The sequence below is a fragment of the Erythrobacter sp. JB1-4 genome (assembly GCF_057365025.1).
Map to the genome: position 1 here is coordinate 1,632,301 of NZ_CP200292.1, position 19,115 is coordinate 1,651,415.

17 protein-coding genes and 1 pseudogene are annotated in these 19,115 nt (G+C 56.1%); 15 read left to right on the forward strand and 3 right to left on the reverse strand.

All coding sequences use genetic code 11. The annotated features are described in order from the left end of the window. Positions 1-362: 362 nt before the first annotated feature. The 4 genes from AC0V61_RS07560 to AC0V61_RS07575 all read left to right on the forward strand — a co-directional run bounded on the left by AC0V61_RS07560 (position 363) and on the right by AC0V61_RS07575 (position 4,320). Positions 363-734, forward strand: a complete 372-nt coding sequence (locus AC0V61_RS07560) for a VOC family protein (protein ID WP_486156642.1) — start codon at positions 363-365, stop codon at positions 732-734. Positions 735-833: 99 nt separating this feature from the next. After that, a complete protein-coding gene (locus tag AC0V61_RS07565) occupies positions 834-1,973 on the forward strand; it encodes an acyl-CoA dehydrogenase family protein (protein WP_486156643.1) in 1,140 nt (379 codons plus the stop codon). Between the two features lie 50 nt (positions 1,974-2,023). After that, on the forward strand, positions 2,024-2,791 hold the full coding sequence (locus tag AC0V61_RS07570) for a PH domain-containing protein (RefSeq protein WP_486156644.1): 768 nt from the start codon (positions 2,024-2,026) through the stop codon (positions 2,789-2,791). Continuing rightward, complete coding sequence (locus AC0V61_RS07575; protein ID WP_486156645.1) at positions 2,788-4,320, forward strand: PH domain-containing protein; 1,533 nt, start codon at positions 2,788-2,790, stop codon at positions 4,318-4,320. The genes AC0V61_RS07570 and AC0V61_RS07575 overlap by 4 nt, the downstream gene beginning before the upstream one ends. Here the strand turns inward: AC0V61_RS07575 and AC0V61_RS07580 are convergent. Further along, complete coding sequence (locus tag AC0V61_RS07580) at positions 4,317-4,622, reverse strand: GNAT family N-acetyltransferase (RefSeq protein WP_486156646.1); 306 nt, start codon at positions 4,620-4,622, stop codon at positions 4,317-4,319. The two genes, AC0V61_RS07575 and AC0V61_RS07580, sit on opposite strands and share 4 nt — an antisense overlap. Before the next feature lie 74 nt (positions 4,623-4,696). On the opposite strand from AC0V61_RS07580, the gene AC0V61_RS07585 reads away from it, so the two are divergent. Genes AC0V61_RS07585 through AC0V61_RS07595 form a run of 3 tightly spaced genes read left to right on the forward strand, consistent with a single transcriptional unit; the run spans position 4,697 to position 7,804 of the window. Then, on the forward strand, positions 4,697-5,704 hold the full coding sequence (locus tag AC0V61_RS07585) for a threonine aldolase family protein (RefSeq protein WP_486156647.1): 1,008 nt from the start codon (positions 4,697-4,699) through the stop codon (positions 5,702-5,704). Between the two features lie 10 nt (positions 5,705-5,714). Continuing rightward, positions 5,715-6,632, forward strand: coding sequence for a DMT family transporter (locus AC0V61_RS07590; protein WP_486156648.1), 918 nt, complete (start codon positions 5,715-5,717; stop codon positions 6,630-6,632). A gap of 8 nt (positions 6,633-6,640) precedes the next feature. Further along, a complete protein-coding gene (locus AC0V61_RS07595) occupies positions 6,641-7,804 on the forward strand; it encodes an energy transducer TonB family protein (RefSeq protein ID WP_486156649.1) in 1,164 nt (387 codons plus the stop codon). A 24-nt stretch (positions 7,805-7,828) separates the two neighbouring features. Here the strand turns inward: AC0V61_RS07595 and AC0V61_RS07600 are convergent, their stop codons facing one another. After that, entirely contained in the window at positions 7,829-8,635 is an 807-nt protein-coding gene (locus tag AC0V61_RS07600; RefSeq protein WP_486156650.1) for an NAD-dependent epimerase/dehydratase family protein, read from the reverse strand. A gap of 52 nt (positions 8,636-8,687) precedes the next feature. Between AC0V61_RS07600 and pepN the strand changes: the two genes are divergently transcribed. The 8 genes and pseudogenes from pepN to AC0V61_RS07640 all read left to right on the forward strand — a co-directional run bounded on the left by pepN (position 8,688) and on the right by AC0V61_RS07640 (position 18,379). After that, complete coding sequence (gene pepN / locus AC0V61_RS07605; protein WP_486156651.1) at positions 8,688-11,336, forward strand: aminopeptidase N; 2,649 nt, start codon at positions 8,688-8,690, stop codon at positions 11,334-11,336. Then, a pseudogene (locus AC0V61_RS07610) lies at positions 11,329-12,118 on the forward strand (purine nucleoside phosphorylase YfiH/LACC1 family protein). The gene pepN and the pseudogene AC0V61_RS07610 overlap by 8 nt, the downstream one beginning before the upstream one ends. A gap of 232 nt (positions 12,119-12,350) precedes the next feature. After that, entirely contained in the window at positions 12,351-12,917 is a 567-nt protein-coding gene (gene petA, locus AC0V61_RS07615; RefSeq protein WP_486156652.1) for a ubiquinol-cytochrome c reductase iron-sulfur subunit, read from the forward strand. 57 nt (positions 12,918-12,974) lie between these two features. Then, complete coding sequence (locus tag AC0V61_RS07620; RefSeq protein ID WP_486156653.1) at positions 12,975-14,315, forward strand: cytochrome b; 1,341 nt, start codon at positions 12,975-12,977, stop codon at positions 14,313-14,315. Between the two features lie 51 nt (positions 14,316-14,366). Next, complete coding sequence (locus AC0V61_RS07625; RefSeq protein ID WP_486156654.1) at positions 14,367-15,230, forward strand: cytochrome c1; 864 nt, start codon at positions 14,367-14,369, stop codon at positions 15,228-15,230. Positions 15,231-15,345: 115 nt separating this feature from the next. Further along, positions 15,346-15,882 carry an adenine phosphoribosyltransferase gene (locus AC0V61_RS07630; protein WP_486159491.1) on the forward strand — a complete coding sequence of 179 codons (537 nt, stop codon included), beginning with the start codon at positions 15,346-15,348 and terminating at the stop codon, positions 15,880-15,882. Positions 15,883-15,896: 14 nt separating this feature from the next. Next, positions 15,897-17,756, forward strand: a complete 1,860-nt coding sequence (locus AC0V61_RS07635; RefSeq protein WP_486156655.1) for a cation:proton antiporter — start codon at positions 15,897-15,899, stop codon at positions 17,754-17,756. Next, entirely contained in the window at positions 17,756-18,379 is a 624-nt protein-coding gene (locus tag AC0V61_RS07640; protein WP_486156656.1) for an OmpA family protein, read from the forward strand. Before AC0V61_RS07635 ends, AC0V61_RS07640 begins: the two co-directional genes overlap by 1 nt. Here AC0V61_RS07640 and AC0V61_RS07645 read toward each other — a convergent pair. Beyond that, on the reverse strand, positions 18,356-19,105 hold the full coding sequence (locus AC0V61_RS07645) for a 3'(2'),5'-bisphosphate nucleotidase CysQ (RefSeq protein WP_486156657.1): 750 nt from the start codon (positions 19,103-19,105) through the stop codon (positions 18,356-18,358). The genes AC0V61_RS07640 and AC0V61_RS07645 overlap by 24 nt on opposite strands. Between the last annotated feature and the right edge of the window lie 10 nt (positions 19,106-19,115).

The window sequence follows — 19,115 nt, forward strand, 5'->3', positions numbered from 1 at the left end:
GAACGTTTCCCCGCTTACAACGAAGGCAAAAGATCGTTCCCAGACTTGATGGTGAAAAAGGTGTTGTAACCTCTCTACCCTCATGTCGGCTGACTATAGCCCGGGCCTCTTCCAGCCGCTTGTGTCATTCGCAAATATCCTCAGCGGCATAGTAGACAGTCGCGATTTTGAAGGGCTGAGGCCGAGAGCTCAATTCTCTCCAGCAGCGCCATTTCCCTCCGATGTCCGCTATGGTATGCCCAATCCTCACGGGGGAGGGACATTGTTATGCGCATTTTGAAAATGTTGGCCTGTTTACTTTTGACGTTCGGGGGGGCGCGCCCTCAGTCTTTGCACACGATCACGATGGGGATGATACCGATATGCGGCAGAAAGTTCTGGGCATTGGCGGTCTGTTTGTCCGTTCACAAGATCCCGCTGCGCTTGCGGCTTGGTATGAAAAACACCTTGGCATCAACCCTGTGCCCACCAGTTATGATGATGAGCCATGGGTGCAAAAGGAAGGGCCAACCATTTTTGCGCCTTTTCCAGCAGCATCGCAGGACATGGGTAATCCGGGTAAGCAATGGATGCTGAACCTTCGGGTTGCTGATCTTGATGGCTTTGCCAAGCAGCTGCGCGCTGACGGGGTTGAGGTGAAGCTAGATCCAGAGACCTATCCCAACGGGCGGTTTGCCTCGCTTAACGATCCTGAAGGCAACCCCATCCAGTTGTGGGAACCTGCCGTACCTTGATTTGCAGGCTTTGCAGAACGGCTTTGTGTCGATAGCTAGCGGCAAAAGATCAAACTTAGAGGTGCCGCCATTAATTTCGAACTCCCAGAAGAGTATCAGATGCTTGAGGACCTTGTGCAAAGGTTTGTGCGATCTGAGTTGATGCCATTAGAAGCAGGCGTGCTGGAGCGCGATGCCTCTGGCCAGGGTGGCTATTTGACGCCGGAGGAGAAGGCGCACCTTGACAAGGTTTCCAAAGACATGGGCCTGTGGGCGCTCGACGCGCCAGAAGATGTGGGCGGAATGGGCCTGCCGCATGTTGCACTTGTTGGCGTCAATGTGGCGATGGGAAGCACGGTGGCCAAGTATAATTTGCCGCCCGACAGCCCGAACCTGAAGATGCTCGCAGGCTATGTCGATGAGAGGCAACGCAAAGAGTATCTTGAACCCCACGTCGAGCATGGCACTTTGTCAGCCATCGGCATTTCAGAACCGGGAGCAGGCGCTGACCCATCGGGAATGAGCACCAAGGCGGTGCGGCAGGGCGACAAGTGGATCATCAACGGGCGCAAGATCTGGATTACGTCTGCGAAAGAGGCGGATTTTACCATCCTGCTTGCGCGCACTGATCCTGAAGCCAAAGGTTCAGGGGGGATGTCGTGCTTCCTCGTTGACCGCGATGCGCCCGGTTTCAATGTGGTCAAGCAAGTGCCCATGCTTGGCGGCGAATACACCTATGAAATCGCGCTGGAAGATTGCGAGGTCGAGGATTGGAAGCTTTTGGGCAGTGAAGGCGAAGGTTTTGCGCCGATGCAGCTGCGTCTTGGCACGCGCCGCATGCAGATGGCTGCGTGGTGTATTGGCGCAGCCGAACGCGCGCTTTCCATTATGACCGAACATGCGCCCCAGCGGGTGACCTTTGGTCAACCTCTATCTTCTCGCCAAGCGGTGCAATGGTGGGTGGCCGATGCCAAGATGAAGATTCACGCAGCCAAGCTTATGGCTTATGATTGTGCATGGAAACTGGATGAAGGGCGCGATGTGCGCTCAGAAATTTCCATGATCAAAGTGTATTGCAGTGAGATGGCGCAGGAAGTCATCGACAATGCCATGCAGTGCCTTGGCGGGATGGGTGTAACAAAAGAAATGCCGCTTCATATCCTTGCCGGCCGCGTGCGCAATATGCGGATTTATGATGGGCCTTCAGAGGTCCATCGCATGGTGATCGCGCGCAATTCAATGGATGTACCGAGAAGATAGATGCAAGAATATGCTTGCGCAAAGGGCATCCTATTCGCAAAAGTCATGGCATGAGTGATCGGGATCAGCAGGATCAGTCTGGTAAAAGCGAGACAGGGGAGGGCACACCTGCTTCCGGCCCCGGGTCCGCGCGTCAGATTTTTGGCCACAAAAGCGGCTCTAAACCTTGGGAGCCTGTGAAACGCGGCGCGTTACAGCGCGGGGCGTCATTATCTCAGCCTGATCCAGTCCCTGCGACGTCGGCTCCTTATCCCGTCGATGCACAATATGCTCCGCGGCCCATGGAAACATCGCCCGAGGCTGAAGCCGAGGTGGCGCCATCCATATTCAGCGATGTGGATGACGAGGCTGAGCTCACAAAACTTCATCCAAACTACAAGCTCCTCATGCGTATTGGGGCTGTATTTGTCGGGTTTATAATCTTGATCGCCGGTTTGGCCGTCGATGGGGCGATGCAATCAGAAGAGGTGCCAATACCCTTCGGGATCGTTACCGGGGCCGCCACGCTGATCGCTTTGTTCATCATCATACGTATCCCGCTCGCCCGCTATAATGCACGCGGCTACCAGATCAGCCGTGACCGATTGCGGGTGGTGCGCGGGATTATGTGGCGTTCTGATACTATTGTGCCTTTTGGCCGCATTCAGCACATCGATGTGGATCAGGGCCCGGTCGAGCGCGCCCTCGATATTGCGACCATGACCTTGCACACCGCAGGGAGCCACAATGCATCGGTCAGCTTGCCTGGTTTGGGCCACGCACTTGCCGTTCAAATGCGCGAGGAAATTCGCGAACATATCAAGCGCGAGAGCATGTGAGCGAAGAACGCCAACCCTCGACTGAACCCCGCAACACCGATCCCAAAACGGTCATGGTTGGCCTGCTTGCAAGTGCGCAAAACGCGATCCTGCCCACCATTGCCATCACCTTTGGTACAGGTGGCACGGGGCTTTTAATCGCCCTTCCTGTGGGCGCGGCAATCGTCGCTATCGGGACGCTGTTCGCCTACATCAACTGGAGGCGTCTGACATATACAATCGGCACTTCTGACATTCGCGTGGAAAGCGGTGTGCTCAGCCGTTCTGCCCGGTCGGTTCCCTATGAGCGCATTCAGGATGTCAGCCTCGAACAAAAGCTGCTCCCACGGTTGTTCGGCCTTGTTGCGGTCAAATTTGAAACAGGCGCTGGCGGAGGAGAAGATCTTAGCCTGTCGTATCTCACCGAAGAAAGTGGCGAAGAACTTCGTCAGTTGGTTCGCGAACGGCGCGATGGACAAGCAGCGGTTGCCGATCCAGAAGCGATTGCCGAAAACCCCGCATCAGACGACGCTCAGCCGCTCTTCTCCATGGGAACCGGGCGCTTGTTTACCTTTGGCCTCTTCGAGTTTTCGCTGGCTGTTTTTGCCGTGCTTGCTGGTCTGTTTCAATATGTCGATAGCCTCCTCGATTTCGATTTTTGGGAGGTCGATGTCTGGCGTGGATTGATTGATGATTATGCACCCGACCTCTCAGCCTTTGACCGCACTGCGCAAATCCTCGGCGTTCTTGCTAGCCTGATAGGCCTGTTCATAGTTGGCTCGCTGACGGGCATGGTCCGTGTTTTCATGCGCGAATGGGGATTTTTGCTGGAACGAACCGCAAGGGGATTTCGCCGCCGCCGGGGCCTGCTCACCAAAACAGATGTTGTGATGCCCATCCACCGGGTGCAGGGCGTCAAGATTGGCACCGGTCTTGTACGCTACCGCTTTGGTTGGCACTCGCTTAGCTTTGTGAGCCTTGCGCAAGATATGGGCGCATCAAGCCATGTGGTCGCACCCTTTGCGAAGCTTCATGAGATTGCGCCTATTGCCAAAACAGCGGGTTTCGATCTGCCTGACGAGACCTCTGATTGGCGAAGGGCTAGTGAGAAGTTTCTTCTCGACAGTGCACTTCGCGATGCCGTGTTCTTCCTTATTCCAGCGGCTATCGCCGGTATTGCTGCGAGCATTTATTCGCCTGAATGGACTTATCTAGTGGTCGGAGTTCTAGTGGTTCTGGCAGGGGTTTCGGCGCTGCTCAATGTTCTGGCATGGCGATATCAGCGCCACACACTGGACCAATCCCAGATAGTCTCAGCGCGCGGTGTGCTCTCTCCGCGAAGTCAAATCGCGACCAGGCTAAAGCTGCACTCGGTCGAGATTTCGCAAGGGCCCATCGCGAGGTGGCGCGGCTATGCAACGCTGCATTTGGGGCAGGCTGGAGGAACATTTGCAATTCCCGGCGTGCCTTTAGAGCGTGCGCGCGAGGTTCGTGCCAGGGTTATGGAGACGATCGCCGCGACTGATTTCTCTCAGCTTGAAAGCGCTTAAGCGCGCAAATCTGCCCATTCGGGGTTCTCATCGAACTTTTTGGCGACGTACCAGCACTGCGCATCCACTTTGAAGCCGTGTTCGCGCGCATCTGAAATCAACGCTTCCACTAAGGCTGCGGCAACCCCTCGCCCGCCGATTTCCTTAGGCACAATTGTGTGGGTGGCGATCCGCACGTTGTTACGGCCGGGCTCCCACTCAAGATGACCTGTCGCGCTTTCACCAGCGACCGCAGCGATATACTTACCGCCCCCGGTGGGCGATCCACCGAAAGGCTCATGTGTGATGGTGATGGTGTGCAAGCGTAACTCCTTCGCGGACTTCTTCTTGACCTCAATGCTAGACAAGTGCGCTGATGCGATTAGACGCATGGCGCATGAGCGAGACCATGCCCTTCCTGTCCGACAATGCCGCCCCCGTCCACCCCAAGGTGTGGGAGGCGATGCGCGCCGCAGATCGCGCCGATAACCCTTACGATGGCGACGCGCTTTCGGCGCAGCTGGATGAACGCTTTAGCGAGTTATTCGGGCGGACATGCGCCGGGCTTTGGACTGCGACAGGCACGTCGGCGAATTGCCTTGCGCTGGCCACGATGGTTCAGCCCCATGGCGGCGTGGTGTGCCATGAAGAGGCGCATATTGAGGTCGATGAAGGCGGGGCGCCGGGGTTCTATCTCCACGGGGCCAAGCTCATGCTGTGCGAAGGGACGAGCGCAAAGCTTACCCCGGATGATATTGCCGCGCTCATTGATCCCATTCGTGATGATGTCCATCAGGTTCAGCCTCACGCAATCGCGATAACGCAGGCGAGCGAATACGGTTGCTCGTATTCACGCGATGAGCTTGCCGCTTTGAGTGAGTTTGCACGCGCTCGCGCGCTTGGCTTTCACATGGACGGTGCACGCTTTGCCAACGCGGCGGCGTTTTTGGGCGGATCGGCAGCGGATGCGGCACATGGGGTCGACAGCCTCGCTTTTGGGTTCATCAAAAACGGAGCCATGAGCGCCGAGGCCGTGGTGTTGTTCGATCCGGAGCAAGCCGACTTGGTCAAATACCGCCGCAAACGTGCAGGCCACCTCCAGTGCAAGGGCCGCTATTTGGCTGCACAAATCCTTGCCATGCTCAAAGACGATCTGTGGCTCACCAATGCGCGCCATGCGAACGCAGCAGCAAGAGAAGTCGCAAGCGGTTGCGGCGAGCGGTTGATGCATGCTGTTGAGGCAAATGAGCTATTCGTGCAGCTTTCCCCCGATGAACGCGAAGCCTTGAGGGCGCAGAATTTTGCTTTCTACGATTGGGGTGATGACGCGGCGCGCTTTGTGACGGCTTGGGATACCCGAGAGGATCACGCGCAGGCGCTTGGCCAAGCCATCGCCGCTTTGTGAGGCGTCTTGTATGAGTTCTCAAACCCCCTCGATGCTCTCTCCAAGGGTCATCATACCTTTCGTGCTTACCGGCTCGATTTGGGGTTCGACTTGGTTTGTGATCACCGGCCAAATTGACGGTGTGCCAGCGGCTTGGTCGGTCTTTTACCGTTTTGCCTTGGCAACGCCCGCGCTGTTTCTCGTCGCTTTTCTTATGAAGCGCAGGCTTGGGCTTACACGGCCTGAGCATGGTCTCGCGGTGCTCGTGGGCCTCTTCCAATTCAGCGGCAATTTCCTGTTCGTTTACCACGCAGAGCTTTATGTGACGTCTGGCATCGTCGCGCTTATGTTTGGCCTTATGATGGTGCCCAACGCGGGCCTTGCACGCATCGTCCTTGGCGAGCGTACACCTATAGGGTTCATGGTCGGCAGCCTCGTTGCGATCATTGGTGTCTCGTTCCTGCTGTTTCATGAGTGGAACGCGAACCCTGATGCTGGCGTGATCGGGGGCAATGTTGGTCTTGGGATTGTGCTCGCGATGCTTGGTATTCTCTCGGCCTCTATTGCTAATGTGATCCAAGCCAATCCAACGGGGCGTGCAGTGCCGATGGTGAGCCTGCTTGCTTGGGCGATGCTTTATGGCACGATATTTGACCTTGGCTTTGCCTTTTTCACCGCAGGCCCCCCGCCCGTGCCAACCGAACCCGCTTATTGGGGTGGCATTGTCTATCTTGCGTTTATCGGGTCGGTCATAACCTTCCCGCTGCACTACAATCTTGTGAGAGAAATCGGCGCAGGCAAGACGGCCTATAATGCGATCCTGACGATCTCGGTCGCAATGGTCATCTCAACTGTGTTTGAGGGTTATGAGTGGACCGCGCTTACTATCGGTGGAATGGCTTTGGCCGTGTTGGGTATGGTGATCGCCCTTCGGTCAAAACAAGGGTAATGGGTCCTATGAAATCGAGCCATCTTCTCAGCATTTGTTTGTGCGGTGCGCTTGCGATCACTCCTGGGGAAAGCAAAGCTCAAGAGTTCTCGGAAAAGAAACCCAAGATTGAGCCAGAGATCGAAATCTATGGCGCAAATTGGCGCTCTCCCGGCGTTTCGGCTGACGGCGGCCTTCTCTTGCGCAAGCCTTTTGTGAAACGGGCAAACGGCGAAATTCCAACCGATGGAATTGAAGAGGCGCTTCTGGTGGATCTGTCCACCTCCAAGATCACCGCCTTTGTGAATGTTGATCTGGATGAAGCAGGATTATTCAAAGGTTGCACCGGCGGTTCGCTGAGCGGGAGGGTCGATGGTCGATATGTCCGCGATCAAGACTTGCCCATCAACATCAGCCGGCTCGCCTGTTCTCTCGTGGAGAGGACTAGGTCTTTTCATCATGCTCTTGACGAAGGCGGTCGCCCGGTCGCCTCGACAAGTGCAGTCGCGGTGAGGTTTACTTATAAAAGCGAGGCTATAGCGCCGCCCGCGCCTCCTCCAAGGTCTAGTTGGGTTCCAAGCGTTGATGGTTGGCCAAGGCAATACTTTTATCCAAGGTCATACCGCTCGGCTGTCCTAACCGCTCCTGATGGGTCGCAGTTCGTAAAGCGTGATCGTAGGAGAAAGCGCAAGGCCAATGTCGACATCTTGTTTTCAACCGATGAACAAGGGCATGTGAGCGACTGCCGCGTTGCAGTGCCGAGCGGGGTTTCAGACTATGATGCTGTGACCTGTGACGCGATGGCGAGCGTCCCCCAATGGCCGCGGCTGCGTCAGTTTCCGTTGCGAGTTCGATGGGACAGGGAAAAGATAAGTTTCCAGATGCCGGATGCGAACACAGGGCCCGAGCTGCGCGATCAGATTACACCCACGGCCGATATGATCGAAGGGCTTGTGGTCCCACCACGCGCCAGGGTGAGTGTTGTTTTGAGTGTTTCGGCTAAGGGGCGATTGGACCGCTGCGAGGTCATAGGGCCTTCATTCGTGGACGAATTGGATCGTCGGTCCTGCGGGCTATTTGATAGATCGACCCGCTTCACGAGGCCAACCAATCATTTTGGCGATCATGTGAATGGGGCGCTTCGATATCGGATCGATTGGAATCGCCTTATTGCAGAGCGACCTTGTTGCTGAGCGATTTGCACCGCTTGATTGCGTTTAGACAGGCCCCTCAAGGATAGCGCTGAGCCCCTCGACGTAAGTGGGATATTGCGGACACCAGCCGAGCACGCGCTTGGCTTTGCCGTTGGAGACCCTGCGGTTTTCGCCATAGAAACCGCGCGCCATGGGTGAAAGCTTCGCTTCTTCTAGGCTTTCCATTTTGGGCGGTTCTTCCCCTAGAAGCGTGCAAGCGTGCTCAGTCACCGCATTCCCACTGATCGGTAAGTTGTCACCCAGGTTATAAGCCCCCGGCGCAGCGTTGCTCGTCATTGCTGCCACAACGCCGCTTGCAATATCGTCCACATGACAGCGGCTGAAGACTTGGCCCGGCAAATCTATCCGCCGGGCGCGGCCATCGCGTACCCGGTCGAGTGCGCTGCGACCTGGTCCATAAATGCCGGGGAGGCGAAACACCCGCGCACCCATTTTGAGCCATTGAGCGTCCGCCTCAGCCCGCGCATTGCGGCGGCCTTCGCCGGTTTGGGCGATCGTGGGTGTTGCCTCATCGACCCAGGCGCCCTGCTGGTCACCGTATACTCCGGAAGACGAAAGGTAGTAGAGCGCGCGGCCATTGAGCTTGTCGCCATACGAGGTGAGCACTGGATCTTCGTCAGATGTGCGATCTGGTGGGACGGAGGAAAGGACATGACTGGCGCGCTTCAGAGCGGCATCAACGGCGGTGGCATCCGCGAAATCGACCGAGCCAGCGCTCCCCGTCGCCTCAACCGTCCAGCCTATCGCTTCCAGCGAAGCAGCGATGCGTTTTGCGGTATAACCAAGGCCAAAGATCAACAAATGCGACATGTAAGATGCTCTGCCGCTGGACGGCGGCGCAAATCAACCTAAATTTGCGCTTATGGATATTGCTCACGACTCGATCACCGCTAACGATGCACCGCCCACTCCTTCACAGCCTCCGCTGATTTTAAGGGAAGACTACACGCCGTTTCCATGGATCTTGCCGGAAACAACTTTGCATTTTGACCTTGGTGCCGAAAAGACCACTGTCACCGCAACGCTTAAGGTAAGGCGCAACGCCAAAGCGGACGCAAGTCAGATGCTGCGCTTGAACGGTGATGGGCTAGTCGCGAAAACAGTGATGGTCGATGGCGCGCAGTCAAACGATTGGACGATGGAGGGACCAGACCTCCTATTGCCCCTTCAAGGCGAAGACCATGAGGTGGTGATCACAACCGAGATTGCACCTGATACAAATACAACGCTCATGGGCCTGTATGCCTCGAACGGCATGCTTTGCACCCAATGCGAAGCCGAGGGCTTTCGTCGGATCACCTTCTTTCCTGATCGCCCAGACGTTCTTTCAACCTACCGGGTACGAATGGAGGGCGACAAGACGGCATTCCCGATCCTCCTTTGCAACGGCAATAAAGAGCAAACCGGCGATCTTCCCGATGGCCGCCACTATGCCGAGTGGTTCGACCCTTGGCCCAAACCCTCTTATCTGTTCGCTTTGGTGGCAGGGGATCTCGTCGCCAAAAGCGGGCCCTTCACCACGATGTCCGGCCGTGAGGTAGAGTGCAATATCTGGGTGAGGGCTGAGGATATTGATCGTACCGACCATGCGCTTGCCTCGCTCCATAACTCAATGAAATGGGACGAGGAGGTGTTCGGGCGCGAATATGATCTTGATCTCTACAACATCGTTGCTGTCTCCGATTTCAACATGGGGGCGATGGAGAACAAAGGGCTCAACGTCTTCAACACGAAATATGTGCTGGCCGATGCTGACACAGCTACCGATGCCGATTTTGACGGTGTGGAAGGTGTGATCGCACACGAATACTTCCACAATTGGTCCGGTAACCGCATCACCTGCCAAGACTGGTTTCAGCTGTCATTGAAAGAAGGCTTTACCGTCCTTCGCGACCAGCTTTTCAGTCAGGATATGCGCGGCGAAGCGGTTAAGCGGATCGAGGATGTGCGCATCCTGCGTGCGGCGCAATTCCCCGAGGATGCAGGACCCTTGGCCCACCCAATCCGCCCGGACAGCTACCGCGAAATCTCGAATTTCTATACCGCCACTGTCTACAATAAAGGCGCCGAAGTTATCCGCATGATGCGCTCGATGGCGGGGGTGGAGGCTTTCCGCCAAGGCACTGATCTTTACTTCGAGCGCCACGATGGCGAGGCGGCGACGTGCGAAGACTTCGTGCGTGCGATTGAGGATGGTGCAGGGCTCGACCTTACTCAATTCCGCCTGTGGTATAGCCAAGCTGGCACCCCTCGCATTGAGGTGAGCGAGGCGGTCGTGGGGGAAGAGCTGGCTTTAACGCTCAAGCAAACCGTGCCCGATACGCCCGGCCAAACGGGCAAGAAACCGATGCCGATCCCATTGCGGGTTGCGGTGCATGATCGCGAAAGCGGCGCAATGGGGACCGAGCAGACGATTGTCCTCACAAAAGAAGAAGACACTTTCCAATTGCCACTTGTTGGCTCCAAACCTGTTGTGTCGATCAATCGAGGATACACCGCGCCAGTTATCATTGAGCGTTCGCTTGATCGCGATGCTCTTCTTTTCCTTGCGGCCAAGGATGACGATCCGTTTGCGCGCTTCGAAGCGATGCAGGAGCTTGCGGTGGATGCTCTTATTGCTGAGGCGAGCGGCGAGGTGGATGTTGACGCAATCGCGGCGGGGCGTGAGGCCATTGTTATTGCCATGGGCGCGGTAATCACCGATCCGAGCCTGGATGATGCCATGCGCGGTGAGCTGATGATGCTTCCCGCGGAGAGCTATCTCTTTGAGGCCATGGCCAAGGGAGAGCGGAAGGCTGATCCAGGAGCAATCCATGAGGCGCGCGAAGCGATGAAGGCAGCGATTGGCAGCGCTCATACCGACACATTGCTATCCACATATGAGCGCTGCGCGAAAGTCCCCTTCGCTGACGCAGACGGGGTCGGTGCACGCAAGGTCAAATCCTCAGTGCTAGGATACCTCGCTGCTTGCGACGCTGACAAAGCAGCTAAGCTTGCCGCAAAGCAATTTGACAGCGCAGACAATATGACTGACCGCCAAAGCGCGCTTATGACCCTGACAGGTTTGGAAGCACCAGAGCGTGAAGAGCGGCTAGCATCGTTTTACGACAGGTTTGCTGGCAATGACCTTGTGATCGACAAATGGTTCACGCTTCAGGCGCTGTCGCTGCACCCCGATGTGCTCGATCATGTCAGGCAGTTGGCTAAGCACCCTGATTTCACCATGTCCAACCCTAACCGGGTCCGCTCGCTCTATATGGCGCTTGCCGGCAATCCCAACGCATTCCACTGTGCGGATGGAACAGGCTATCGGATGATCGCCGATTGCATCATCGCGCTTGATCCGATCAACCCGCAGACAGCTGCGCGCTTTGTCCCGGCGTTGGGGCGGTGGCGCAGGATTGAACCGGGTCGTGCGGCGCTTATGAAAGCTGAGCTGGAGAGGATCGCAGCGCAGGACAATCTGTCGCGTGATACCTTTGAGCAAGTCAGTAGAAGCCTTGATGGGTGACGCGCCCTTCTCGATCGAGCGATCACCCCTGTTAGAGGGCATCCCTCATGGGTTTTTCGGTTCGGCGCACGATACACATCAGTTTGGCTATGGAGGGCCGGGCGACCCTGAACATATCAGAGCGCTGCGCAACGCAGCGGCGAGTGCAATTTTGCAAGGCGCTCCGCTTCAAACGCCGCGTCAGGTGCATTCGCCTGAAGTCATCACGATCAGCAACGGGGCGTCTAGGAAATGGCCGGACCATGAATGGGACCGACCGGTTGCAGATGCTCTGGTCACCGATCGCCGGGACATCGTGATCGGCATCGTGACCGCTGATTGCGGCCCTGTCCTTTTTGCTGATCGGAACGCTGGGGTGGTGGGCGCAGCTCATGCGGGTTGGCGTGGGAGCCATGCCGGTGTTTTAGAGAATACGGTTGAGGCTATGGAGGCACTGGGAGCTTCGCGCGATGGCATTGTTGCCGTCTTGGGCCCAACGATCGCACAAGCAAGCTACGAGGTGGATCAGGGCTTTTGCGCAAATTTCTCAAGCGAGGACAATGCACACTTCAAGGCCGCGGGCATGCGTGATGGTGCAGAATCGCTGGCTTTTTGATTTGCCGGGATACATCCTTGGAAGGCTGGAAAGGGTCGGAATCTCGCAGAGCACCGCGCTCGGCCATGACACCTACGCCATGCGGGGGACATACTATTCCTACAGGCGCGCGACCCATGAAGGATCGCCGGATTACGGGCGTCAGCTAAGTGCAATTGCGGTGGGCACACCTCACGAAAACCTTTGAGATTGCGCGCGATAGAACCAATCGTGTCTAAAACACCATTGGCATTATCCATAATCTGATTATAGGGGCGCCGTGTCGTGCAACTTGCGCGTGGAACTGAAGTTCAATCCATGCGTTAGGATGTCACGTAAACTGGGATAGCTTGCGCGGGCCTCGCGCAGTCAGTGAGATTAATTTTGATCGCCGCGATGGGCTCCTCCCTTCTGCGGCTGTAAGAGCAGGGTTTAGAGTAATGGCTACGACTGCAGACAATGCGAACACTGGAAAAGGCGCCGAGAACGGCGTTCGTCGTCGCGATTGGATTCATATCGCTGCCGTGAGCACCGCTGGTGTCGGAGGCGCGTCCGTTCTGTTTCCTTTGGTAAGCCAGATGGCACCGACCGCTGACGTTCTGGCGGCATCGACAACCGATGTAGATGTGTCGTCGCTTGAGCCGGGTCAGTCGATCAAAGGCGTGTTTCGTGATCAGCCTCTGTTTGTAAAGCGTATGACCGCTGAAGAAGTCTCCGAGATGAAAGCGGTTGATGCTGCGTCATTGCGAGATGTCCAAACATTGGAAGAGCGTTTGGGTGAGGGCAATGAAGAATACCTCGTCCAGCTTGGCGTCTGCACTCACCTTGGCTGTGTGCCGCTTGGTGCCGGTGAGGGTGAAGATAAAGGTGAGTTCAACGGGTATTTTTGTCCGTGCCACGGCTCACACTATGACGCCGCTGGTCGGATCCGCAAGGGCCCTGCGCCAACCAATCTCGCGGTGCCAGAATTCGCATTTGCATCAGAATCCGTCATCCGCGTCGGCTGACCTATCGTATTTTCATTCAGCAAACCGTTTAACAGCTGAGAAGAGCAAGAGAGCATTATGAGCTTCGCCTGGGCAAACTCTTACGAACCGAAAAACGACTTCACCAAATGGATCGACCAGAAGCTTCCGCTTCCTCGGCTGGTCTATAATGCTGTTGGTGCAGGCTATCCGGTCCCGCGTAACCTTAATTACATGTGGAACTTCGGCGTTCTCGCTGGCTTCTTCCTCATGTTCCAGATCATCACCGGTATCATTCTGGCGATGCACTATTCGGCTAACACCGAGGTTGCCTTTGGTCAGATTGAGCACATTATGCGCAATGTGAACTATGGCTGGCTCATGAAGTATGCCCACGCCAATGGCGCAAGCTTCTTCTTCATGGTCATTTATCTCCATATCTTCCGTGGTTTTTATTATTCCTCTTATAAAGCCCCGCGTGAGATGATCTGGCTTTTGGGCGTGGTAATCTTCCTTCTCATGATGGCAACCGCGTTCATGGGCTACGTGCTTCCTTGGGGCCAGATGAGCTTCTGGGGTGCGAAAGTGATCACCGGCCTGTTTGGCGCGATCCCATTCATTGGTGAGCCGCTCCAGGTATGGCTGGTTGGTGGTTATGCGCCGAACAATTCGACGCTGAACCGCTTCTTCTCGCTCCACTTTTTGATGCCATTTGTGATCCTTGGCGCAGTGATTTTGCACATTTGGGCGCTTCACATTCCAGGTTCGTCAAACCCAACCGGCGTTGAAGTGAAGAAAGAAAGCGACACGGTTCCATTCCACCCATATTACACCGCCAAAGACGGCTGGTTCTTGGGGCTGGTTCTCTCGCTCTTCGCATTCGTCGTGTTCTTTGCGCCGAACGCGCTGGGTCACGCTGAAAACTGGATTGAGGCAAACCCACTGTCGACACCGGCCTTGATTGTGCCTGAGTGGTACTTCTACCCCTTCTATGCGATCCTTCGTGCTTTCACCGGCGATCTCACCATTCCGTTTACCGGCATTGTGTTGATCGAGGCGAAACTGCTCGGCGTGATTGCGATGTTTGGGTCGATCCTGCTTTGGTTCTTCCTGCCGTGGCTGGACAAAAGCCCGGTTCGCTCCGGCTCATATCGTCCGCTGTTCCGCATCTTCTTCTGGATCTTCGTTGTCGATATGGCTGCGCTGTTCTATCTTGGCGGTGCAAAAGCAGAAGAGCCCTTCATTGTGCTCTCGCAAATCGCGACAGCTTGGTACTTCCTGCACTTCCTGGTGATCTTGCCGATCGTCAGCCAGATCGAAGTGCCCAAGGCGTTGCCATTCTCGATCACCGAAGCGGTATTGGGCAAAGGTAAAGGATCGTCCAAGTCCGGCACTCCTTCTGCTCCACTCGCTGGTGCGACGCCCGAACCGGCAGAGTGAACCAGCAGTTTTAACCGTCCCACTGACCCGATAACGAGAAAGAGTTAGGTCATGACCATTCGTCTTGGAGGCATCCTCTTCGGTCTAGGCATCACAGGCGTTCTAATCCTGTGGTCGCTTCTTCCTGGAGCCATCAACTACGCGTCCCCTGCAAAGCCGGACTATTACGCATTCCAAGAGGCCAACATTGCGCCTGAGGGTGGGTTTTCATTCGACGGGCCGATGGGCACGTGGGATTACCAACAGCTGCAACGTGGCTATCAGGTCTACAAACAGGTCTGCTCCTCGTGTCACAGCCTGAAGTTCGTTGCCTTCCGCAACCTTCAAGAATTGGGTTACACCGAAGCTGAAGTTCGCGCTGAAGCTGCGGAATGGCAGGTGCCTGGCATCGATCCAAAAGATGGCTCGGTGATCAAGCGCCCCGGTCTTCCGACCGATCAATTCCCGTCACCATACGAAAACGAAGTGCAAGCGCGCGCGTTCAACAACAACGCGCTTCCGCCTGATCTCTCGCTTATCACCAAGGCGCGTAACGACGGTGTGCATTACGTCTATTCCTTGATGCAGGGCTACAATGAGCCAGATCCAGAAGATGTTGCGAAGTCCCCCGAGTTTGAAACACCCGCTGGCCTGTACTTCAACGAGTACTTCTACAACATCAACATCGCGATGCCGCCACAGCTTATCGATGGTCTCATCACATATTCAGATGGTACCGAGGCGACAGAAGAGCAGATGGCGCAAGACATCACCGCGTTTTTGACATGGGCTGGTGAGCCGTCATTGATCAAGCGTAAGCAAACTGGTTGGTTTGTGATCGGCTTCCTCCTCTTTGCGACTTTCCTTGGCTTCATGTCTTACAAGACGATCTGGGCCACCAAGAAGTCCGAGAAGGGTTCTTCTGATCTCGTTTGATCACGGCGGAATTTGACTTTTAAGATGCCCCGTCATTCATTCTGGGATGGCGGGGCATTTTTCTTTTCCCCTCTCCTGTGAGGAGACAACTGTGACTTCGCCCCTTACTAAACCAATGACAACCGCCGCGCTCAGGGCGCTTGTGCGCACTGTTCCCGATTTTCCGCAAGCGGGCATTCAGTTCCGGGATATCACCACGCTCATCGGCGATGGCGCAGGCTTGCGATCTAGCGTTCATCACTTGGCGCAATTGGCCAAGGCGAGGGACGCGCAAAAAATCGCTGGAATGGAAGCACGAGGCTTTATCTTCGGAGCGGCGGTCGCGGTTGAGCTTGGCATCGGCTTTGTCCCTATCCGCAAACCCGGCAAGCTTCCGATTGAGACGATCGGTATCGACTATGCCCTGGAATACGGCACTGACCGGCTCGAAATTGATCCAAACGCTGTAGGGGAAGGTGAGAACGTGGTCATCGTGGACGACCTCATCGCCACTGGCGGCACTGCCATCGCAAGCGCTGAATTGTTGCGTCGTGCGGGGGCCAAAGTCGATCATGCTCTCTTCGTTATCGACCTACCAGACCTTGGCGGTGCAGACCGATTGCGCGAGGGCGGCGTTGACGTCAGCGCTTTGATGAAGTTCGAGGGCGACTAATGCGCCTTCCATGAGTGATAGCGAAAAAGGACCAAACGATCTCTCTTGAAAGCCAAGCCATAACAATTGCAGCTGTGGGCGCGCTGGGTATTGGTGCACAGTGGGCGGCATGGCGCACGGGTTGGCCGGCCATCGTACTTATGCTTGCCGCGGGCTTTATTGCGGGGCCCATCACTGGGCTGGTGGATCCCGAAGCAGCCTTTGGCGACCTGCTTGATCCGATGATTAGCATTGGGGTCGCGCTTATTCTCTTTGAAGGAGGGCTTAGCCTCGATCTTCGCGAGTTAAAGCACTCTGGTAAAGCTGTATGGCGACTTGCCACCGTGGGGGTTGCGGTTGGCTGGACGCTCGGCGCACTAGCAGGATATTACATCGCTGGACTTGTGTGGCCGGTTGCTGTCCTTTTCGGCGGTATTTTGATTGTGACGGGTCCAACGGTTGTGATCCCGCTTTTGCGCCAAGCCAATATTCAGACCCGGCCAAATTCCATCCTCAAATGGGAAGGGATCGTTAACGATCCAACCGGGGCACTGTGCGCCGTGGTGGCATATGAGTATTTTCGCAGGACCAATGAATTTCCCGGCGCGAGCGTTTTTGACGTTGCGCCCCCCTTGGTCATCGCCGCTGTCCTTGCAGGTCTTGTCGGTTATGCAGCTGCACGTTTCATTGCGTGGCTGTTTCCGCGAGGCGCAGTCCCGGAATATCTGAAGGCACCGCTGCTTTTCATCGCCGTCATCGCTGTCTTCGTCCTCACCAATCAGATAGAGCATGAAGCGGGCCTTGTCGCGGTGACCGTCATGGGCGTCACCCTTGCCAACAGGGATGTGGCGAGCATGCGTTCGATCCATCCGTTCAAGGAAAACATCGCAGTCATCCTTGTATCCGGCATTTTCATCTTACTTGCCTCATCGCTTAAATGGGAAGAGCTCACCTATCTCCAATCGAGCTGGCGGCCATGGGCATTCCTCTTGGCGCTGCTGTTCATTGTGCGGCCGATCACCGTCCTGATCAGCCTTCTTGGCTCCGATATTCCCTGGAATGAGCGTCTGTTTGTCGCATGGATTGCACCGCGCGGGATTGTGCTTGTCGCGATTTCGGGCCTGTTTGCCCTGCGCCTCGGAGAGCTGGGTATCGGCGGGGGGCAGATCCTTATCGGCATGAGCTTTGCCGTGGTTGTGGCGACGGTTATCGCCCATGGTTTCAGTATCGATCTCGCCGCGCGGCTACTCAAAGTCAAAGGAGATACGCGGCCCGGTCTTTTGATTGTGGGCTCGACACCGTGGACAATTGCCCTAGCAAAAGAGCTCAAAGCCGTGGGCACACCGGTGTGTATAGTTGATCCAAGCTGGCAAAGGCTTGGCCGAGCGCGCCTCGAAGGTTTGCCGCATTACCATGGTGAGATCCTCAATGAAGCGACAGAGCATAATCTTGACCTGACCCCGTTTCAGGTGCTCGTCGCAGCCACTGAGAACGAGGCGTATAACGCGCTTGTCTGCAATGAGTTTGCTCACGAGATTGGCCGCGATATGGTCTATCAACTCGGCGAGAATGCGGACAAAGAAAGCCGCACGGCTTTACCCGAAAGCATTCGCGGGCGCGCTCTGTTTGACGATGGCTTTGGCGTCGATGAAGTCAATGATCGCACAAAAGAGGGCTGGGTTTTTAAGAAGACCAAGCTTTCTGACGAGTTTGGCTTTGAAGATGCACAAGGGAAGCTGCCCGAGGATGCAAGCCTCCTCCTAATCATCCGCGAAAGTGGGACTTTGCGTTTCTTTACGCACGCCGTGCGGCCCGATCCGCGCCCCGGCGACACAGTGATCTCCTACGCCCCGCCAACAATTCTTGAAGCAAAGATGCATGAGAAGGCCAGCTGATGAGCCCAAGATATCCTTTTGCCCTTTTCGGCATCACCGCCATTTCGGCCATGTTGCTTGCAAGTTGTAAACCGGCGGACCAAGAACAGGGACCTCCCGAGGAACCGGCAGCAACCCCGTCACAGGAAGCAGAGCCTGTCTCAATTCTTCGTCCTGACGTTGAGGCGGAGACCGAGGAAGAGGATGAGGCAACCAGCGAGGCTTTGACTGCGACCATTGGCTTTCCGGACGGAGGGAGCGAACTTGATGCTGACGCTATTGCAGCTCTTGAGAAGGTTGTAGCGTCAGAGCAATTTGCCAGCCCGGCGGCGATTGTCTTGAGAGCTCATAGCGATAGCGCTGGAGGTGACACGGCGAACGAACGTGCATCGCAAGAGCGCGGATTGGCTGTCGCCGAGTGGCTGATCGCTGTAGGCGCAGACCCGCGCCGGATCGATGTAATTGTGTTCGGAGAGCAAAACCCCGTGCAGCCCAACGCCTTGCCAGATGGCTCTCCCGATGAGAAAGGGCGCGCGGCCAACCGGCGGGTGGAGCTTAGCATCGATGAGGAATGGGGAACTTTTCCAGATGCAGACAATGAGAATGACAATGCTGCTGGATCAAATGCCAGCGACGAGCCCTAGGACTTCATCCGCATATTCCGGGCGGCATATGAGCAGGTCTGGAAGGTAAGTGTCCGCATTGTTGTAGAGCATGGGTGATCCATCAATACGCGAACAGTGAAGACCGTGCGCTTTGGCCACAGCTACCGGTGCACAGTTATCCCATTCGTATTGGCCACCTGAGTGAAGGTACACCTCTGCCTCACCGCGAACGACCGCCATGGCTTTGGCGCCGGCACTGCCCATGCCGACAAGTTCGCCGCTCATGGTCTTAGCGACACTTACCGCCTCCTTGGCGGGACGCGAGCGGCTGACGAGGAAGCGCGGCTTTGCGGGCACCGGTTTGAGCGTCTGCGGATTGTCGCTGCTAAGGACAAGTCCGCCCTCAAGACCCGGCAAGGCCACCGCACCGGCCGTAGCAATCCCGTCAATGGACAGCCCCACATGCACTGCCCAATCGCTGCGCTCTTCGCCATATTCGCGCGTGCCATCGACGGGGTCGACAATCCAAACCCGCGACTTTTCTAGCCGCGCCTCATTGTCCTTTTCCTCTTCGGAAAGAAGACCGTCATCTGGACGCGCGGCGCGAAGAGCGTTGCACAAGAATGCATTTGCAGTTTCATCACCCGCTTTGCCAAGCGCCTTGCCGCTGAAAACCCCGCTCGCGCGGACCTCAAGGAGGATACGTCCAGCGATTTCAGCAAGGTGCACAGCAAGCTGCGCATCGTTCATTTCAGTCAGTTTCATTTCAGCGGGC